At 68.7% G+C, this 5190-nt stretch carries 6 protein-coding genes; all 6 read left to right on the top strand.

Going from position 1 to position 5190, the window contains the following annotated elements:
• Positions 1 to 609: molybdopterin dinucleotide binding domain-containing protein (locus tag GEV28_RS41945; protein ID WP_291419914.1), on the top strand; the 609-nt coding region annotated here is incomplete at its 5' end.
• Complete coding sequence (gene narH, locus GEV28_RS41950; RefSeq protein ID WP_291419916.1) at positions 609 to 2315, top strand: nitrate reductase subunit beta; 1707 nt, start codon at positions 609 to 611, stop codon at positions 2313 to 2315. The genes GEV28_RS41945 and narH, both read left to right, overlap by 1 nt.
• A complete protein-coding gene (gene narJ / locus GEV28_RS41955) occupies positions 2312 to 2953 on the top strand; it encodes a nitrate reductase molybdenum cofactor assembly chaperone (RefSeq protein WP_291419918.1) in 642 nt (213 codons plus the stop codon). The genes narH and narJ overlap by 4 nt, the downstream gene beginning before the upstream one ends.
• A gap of 20 nt (positions 2954 to 2973) precedes the next feature.
• The gene (gene narI, locus GEV28_RS41960) at positions 2974 to 3741 is read left to right on the top strand and encodes a respiratory nitrate reductase subunit gamma (RefSeq protein WP_291419924.1); all 768 of its coding nucleotides are present in this window, start codon (positions 2974 to 2976) and stop codon (positions 3739 to 3741) included.
• A complete protein-coding gene (locus tag GEV28_RS41965) occupies positions 3738 to 4085 on the top strand; it encodes a cupin domain-containing protein (RefSeq protein WP_291419920.1) in 348 nt (115 codons plus the stop codon). Before narI ends, GEV28_RS41965 begins: the two co-directional genes overlap by 4 nt.
• A gap of 635 nt (positions 4086 to 4720) precedes the next feature.
• Positions 4721 to 5190: FAD:protein FMN transferase (locus GEV28_RS41970; protein ID WP_291419922.1), on the top strand; the 470-nt coding region annotated here is incomplete at its 3' end.

The raw sequence follows: 5190 nt of genomic DNA on the forward strand, positions 1-5190 counted from the left end.
CTCAAGCCCTGGCACACCCTCACCGGCCGCCAGCATTTCTTCCTCGACCACGACTGGATGACCGAGCTCGGCGAGCAGCTCCCGGTGTTCCGCCCGCCGCTGAACATGACCGCCCTGTTCGACGAACCGCCTATCGGAGACAAGGGCGAGCTGGGCATCACGGTGCGCTACCTGACACCGCACTCGAAGTGGTCCATCCACTCGGAGTACCAGGACAACCTGTTCATGCTCAGCCTCTCCCGCGGCGGCCCGACCATCTGGATGTCCCAAGAGGACGCCGCGAAGATCGGAGTGGCCGACAACGACTGGATCGAGGCGGTCAACCGCAACGGCGTCGTCGTCGCCCGCGCCATCGTCTCCCACCGAATGCCCGAGGGCACCGTCTACATGCACCACGCCCAGGACCGGCTCATCGACGTCCCGCGCACCGAGACGTCCGGGAAGCGGGGCGGGATCCACAACTCGCTGACCCGGCTGCTGATCAAACCCAGCCATCTGATCGGCGGCTACGCCCAGCTGTCGTTCGCGTTCAACTACCTCGGCCCCACCGGCAACCAGCGCGACGAAGTCACCGTCATCCGCCGCCGCGCTCAGGAGGTGACCTACTGATGAAGGTCATGGCGCAGATGGCGATGGTGATGAACCTCGACAAGTGCATCGGCTGCCACACCTGCTCGGTCACCTGCAAGCAGGCGTGGACCAACCGCTCCGGTGTCGAGTACGTGTGGTTCAACAACGTCGAAACCCGCCCCGGACAGGGATATCCCCGCACCTACGAGGACCAGGAACGCTGGCGCGGCGGCTGGTCCCTCAACAAGCGTGGCCGCCTCAAGCTCAAGGGCGGCGGGCGGCTGCGCAAGCTGCTGACCATCTTCAGCAACCCCAAGCTACCCAGCCTCGACGACTACTACGAACCCTGGACCTACGACTACGACACCCTCACCAGCGCGCCACTGCAGGAACACACCCCGGTCGCCCGGCCGCGGTCGCTGATCACCGGCGAGCCCACGAAGATCACCTGGTCGGCGAACTGGGACGACAACCTCGGCGGCTCACCCGACCACGGACACAAGGACCCGCTGCTCAAAAACCTTGCTGACAAGGTCAAGTTCGAGTTCGAGCAGACCTTCATGTTCTACCTGCCCCGCATCTGCGAGCACTGCCTCAACCCGTCCTGCGCCGCGTCGTGCCCCTCGGGAGCGATCTACAAGCGCAGCGAGGACGGCATCGTGCTCGTCGACCAGGACCGCTGCCGCGGCTGGCGCATGTGCGTGTCCGGCTGTCCCTACAAGAAGGTCTACTTCAACCACCGCACCGGCAAGGCGGAGAAGTGCACGTTCTGCTTCCCGCGCATCGAGGTCGGCATCCCGACCGTGTGTGCCGAGACCTGCGTCGGGCGGCTGCGCTACATCGGCCTGGTCCTCTATGACGCCGACAAGGTCCTGGCGGCGGCGTCCACACCGGACGAACACGACCTGTACGAGGCGCAGCGGCAGGTGTTCCTCGACCCGCACGACCCCATCGTGGTCCGCGACGCCGAACACGCTGGTATCCCGCGAGACTGGATCGAAGCGGCGCAACGCTCGCCGATCTACTCGCTGATCAACACCTACCGGGTGGCGCTGCCGCTGCATCCGGAGTACCGCACGATGCCGATGGTCTGGTACATCCCGCCGCTGTCCCCGGTCGTCGACATCGTGCGCGACACCGGCCACGACGGCGAGGACCACGGCAACCTGTTCGCCGCGATCGACGCGCTGCGCATCCCGGTGGAGTACCTGGCGCAACTGTTCACCGCCGGCGATCCCGAACCGGTCAACGCGGTGCTGCGCAAGCTGGCAGCGATGCGCAGCTACATGCGCGACATCAACCTCGACCGGGAACCGCGGGAGGCCATCGCGGAGAAGGTCGGCATGAGCGGCGAGCAGGTCTACGACATGTACCGGCTGCTCGCCCTCGCGAAGTACGACGAGCGCTACGTCATCCCGCCCGCCCACGCCGAACAGGCCCACGGCCTGGAGGAACTGGCCACCGAGTGCAGCCTGGACTACGAGGGCGGGCCGGGCATGGGTGGCTCGGGGCCGTTCGGGGAAAGCTCCGGCGGTGCCTCGCCGATCGCGGTGGAGAACTTCCGCATGCTGCGCGACCGGCAGACCTCCGACACCATGGCCGCGCCCGCGGACAAGGGCAGCCGGGTCAACCTGCTCAACTGGGACGGCAAGAGCCGCCCCGACGGACTGTTCCCACCACGGAAAACACCGCGGGAAACACCGACCGGTGGCGACCCGAGCGCGGAACCGGACCCGACACCATGACCTTCGCCGACGATCAGCGCGCCACCGCATGGCAGGTCCAGTCCCTGTTGATGAGCTACCCCGACGAACAACTGGTGGACCGGCAGCCGTTGCTGCGGGCCGCGACCCGGACGTTGCCCGCGCCGCTCGCCACGCCGCTGAACGCGTTCATGGACCACATCGAAGCCACCCCGCTGACCGAACTCGCCGCCGACTATGTGGCGACCTTCGACCACCGCAAGCGGTTCAGCCCCTACCTGACCTACTTCGCCTACGGCGACACCCGCAAGCGCGGTATGGCCCTGCTGCGGTTCAAACACGCCTACCGCGCCGCCGGACTGGAACTCGACGACAGCGAGCTGCCCGACCACCTGGCGGTCGTGCTGGAGTTCGCCGCCACCGGCGACCCGGTTGTGGGACAACGGCTGATGATCGAGCACCGCGCCGGGCTGGAACTCATGCGCCTGGGCCTGCACGAGGCGGGCTCGCCCTGGGCGAACGTCCTGGAGTCGGTATCGGCGACCCTGCCGCCGCTCGGCCGGCGCGAGCACGATGCGGTCGCCCGGCTCGCCGCCGAAGGCCCACCAGAAGAGGAGGTCGGCCTGGCGCCGTTCGCCCCACCCGAGTACATGCCACAACCGCAAGGAGGCCCCCGATGACGCCCCCGACGCCGGCCTTGATGACGCCGTGGCTCACCGCCCAGGGCACCGACACGTCGTCGAGCACGCTGGACATCATGCTGTGGGTCGCGGTCCCCTACGTGGCCATCGCGGTATTCATCGTCGGCCACATCTGGCGCTACCGCTACGACAAGTTCGGCTGGACCACCCGCTCCTCCCAGCTCTACGAGAACCGGCTACTGCGGCTGGGCAGCCCCCTGTTCCACTTCGGCATCCTGCTCGTCGCCCTCGGCCACATCGGCGGCCTGCTCATCCCCAAGTCCTGGACCGAAGCCGTCGGTATCAGCGACACCGCCTACCACGCGGTCGCCGTCGGACTCGGTGTGCTGGCCGGAGCCGCCACCCTGGCCGGCGCTGCGATCCTGATCTACCGACGCCGCACCGTCGGCCCGGTGTTCTCCGCCACCACCCGCAACGACAAGATCATGTACGCGTTGCTCGTCGGCACCATCGTGCTCGGCCTCGGCACCACCGTGCTCGGCAACCTCACCGACCACCCCCACGACTACCGCGAGTCGGTCTCACCCTGGTTTCGGTCGATCTTCTACTTCCAGCCCGAGCCGAACCTGATGGCCGCCGCCCCGTTGGGGTTCCAGCTGCACGCGCTGTCCGCCTGGGTGCTGTTCGCGTTCTGGCCCTTCAGCCGCCTGGTACACGTGTTCTCCATGCCACTGGGCTACCTCACCCGCCCCTACATCATCTACCGCAGCCGCGACACCCACATGGGCAGCCGGGCCTCCCGGCGCGGATGGGAGCATGTCGGATGACCGACCATCCGGCAGTACATCCGGCGGTGATGCAGGTGGATGGCCTTGCCGCGGAGCTGCTCGACGAAGCGCGCCACCAGCACACCCGGCGCACGTCCAGAACGCTGGTGACCGGCACGCCGCAGCGCGTCACCCTCGTCGCGTTGGCCGAAGGCACCGACCTGGCCGAGCATCGTGCGCCCTCGGCCGCCACCCTGTTCGTCGTCTCCGGACGGGTGCCCCTGCACACCCACGATCAGGACTGGGTCCTCGACGCCGGCCAACTCCTCACGATCCCGCCCCAACGGCACGGGCTGACCGCCCACACCGATGCCGCCGTTCTACTCACCGTCGCCCTGCGCTGAAATCGGGACCGGCCGTCCATGGACGGCGTGTGAAGGCTTCTCATTGCAAGGCCGATGTTGGCGCGTCGGCGGGGAAGGTGAGCCCCATGCTCAGCGAGCTGGTCGCCGCCCATGCCCCGACTGAGCCGCCGCTGGAGACGGCGTTCTCCGGCGGCGCGGCACCGTCCGGCTCGGGCGCTGCCGCAGCGTGCCAAGCATGCCCTGTCGGTCGCGTCCGCGGTATCACGCACCGCATCCGGTGGCCGTGCGACCGGCGAGGAAACCACCGATCGCCGTGTCGAACCCGTCGTTCACAGAATTTCCCCATGTTCCGCGCCAAGACTGGTCTCACGACGAGAAGGGAAGTGTGTCGTGGGTACGAGGTTCGACGGCCGTATAGCTAGACGGGACAGCGGACGGCGCCGCGTTTCGATGGTGACCCGGGTGGTGGCGGTCGGGGCGACGGTGCTGGCCGTTGTGACCGGCTTGGCGTTCGCGCAGCAAGCGACGGACGACACGGGGTCGAGCTCCAGGTCCGGGGAGGAGTCGAACGACCCGGGGGCCGTGTCCGGTTCGGACGACGGCGGGTCGTTGCCCGGCGTGCCGCCCGTCACTGTGCCCAATGGCTCCCGAGGCCACAGCTCGACGGGTGGATCATGAGCACCGGCGCGACCTTCGGTGCTCTGGGCACAACAGCGCACGTCGTGGTGACCGAGCCGGCTCGGCTGGACCGGGCCGCGCGGCTGCTTCGCGCGCGGCTGGCCCAGCTCGACCAGGCCTGCAGCCGGTTCCGTGCTGACTCAGAGATCTCCCGGCTGCACCGCGCGGCGGGCTCGCCCGTCTCGGTGAGCCCGCTGTTGTACGCGGCGTTGGACACGGCGCTCCGTGCCGCCGAGGACACCGCCGGCCTGGTGGATCCGACCGTCGGCCGCGCGGTCCGGGATCTTGGCTACGACCGCGACTTCGCGCTGCTCGACCGGGACGGCGCGGCACCGCCGCCGCCGACCCCGGCGCCCGGTTGGTGGCGGGTGCGGCTCGACGCCGTGACCCGGCGGGTTCTGCTGCCCCGCGGTGTGACCCTCGACCTCGGTGCGACCGCCAAGGCGTTCGCCGCGGACCGGACCGC

Origin of the sequence: Actinophytocola sp. (assembly GCF_009379765.1) — a bacterium.
Lineage (GTDB): Bacteria > Actinomycetota > Actinomycetes > Mycobacteriales > Pseudonocardiaceae > Actinophytocola.

What these genes read in the sequence shown, in the direction of transcription:
- narI (WP_291419924.1), top strand. Translation starts at nt 2,974, where the DNA reads ATGACGCCGTGGCTCACCGCCCAGGGCACCGACACGTCGTCGAGCACG.
- narH (WP_291419916.1), top strand. Translation starts at nt 609, where the DNA reads ATGAAGGTCATGGCGCAGATGGCGATGGTGATGAACCTCGACAAGTGC.
- GEV28_RS41965 (WP_291419920.1), top strand. Translation starts at nt 3,738, where the DNA reads ATGACCGACCATCCGGCAGTACATCCGGCGGTGATGCAGGTGGATGGC.
- narJ (WP_291419918.1), top strand. Translation starts at nt 2,312, where the DNA reads ATGACCTTCGCCGACGATCAGCGCGCCACCGCATGGCAGGTCCAGTCC.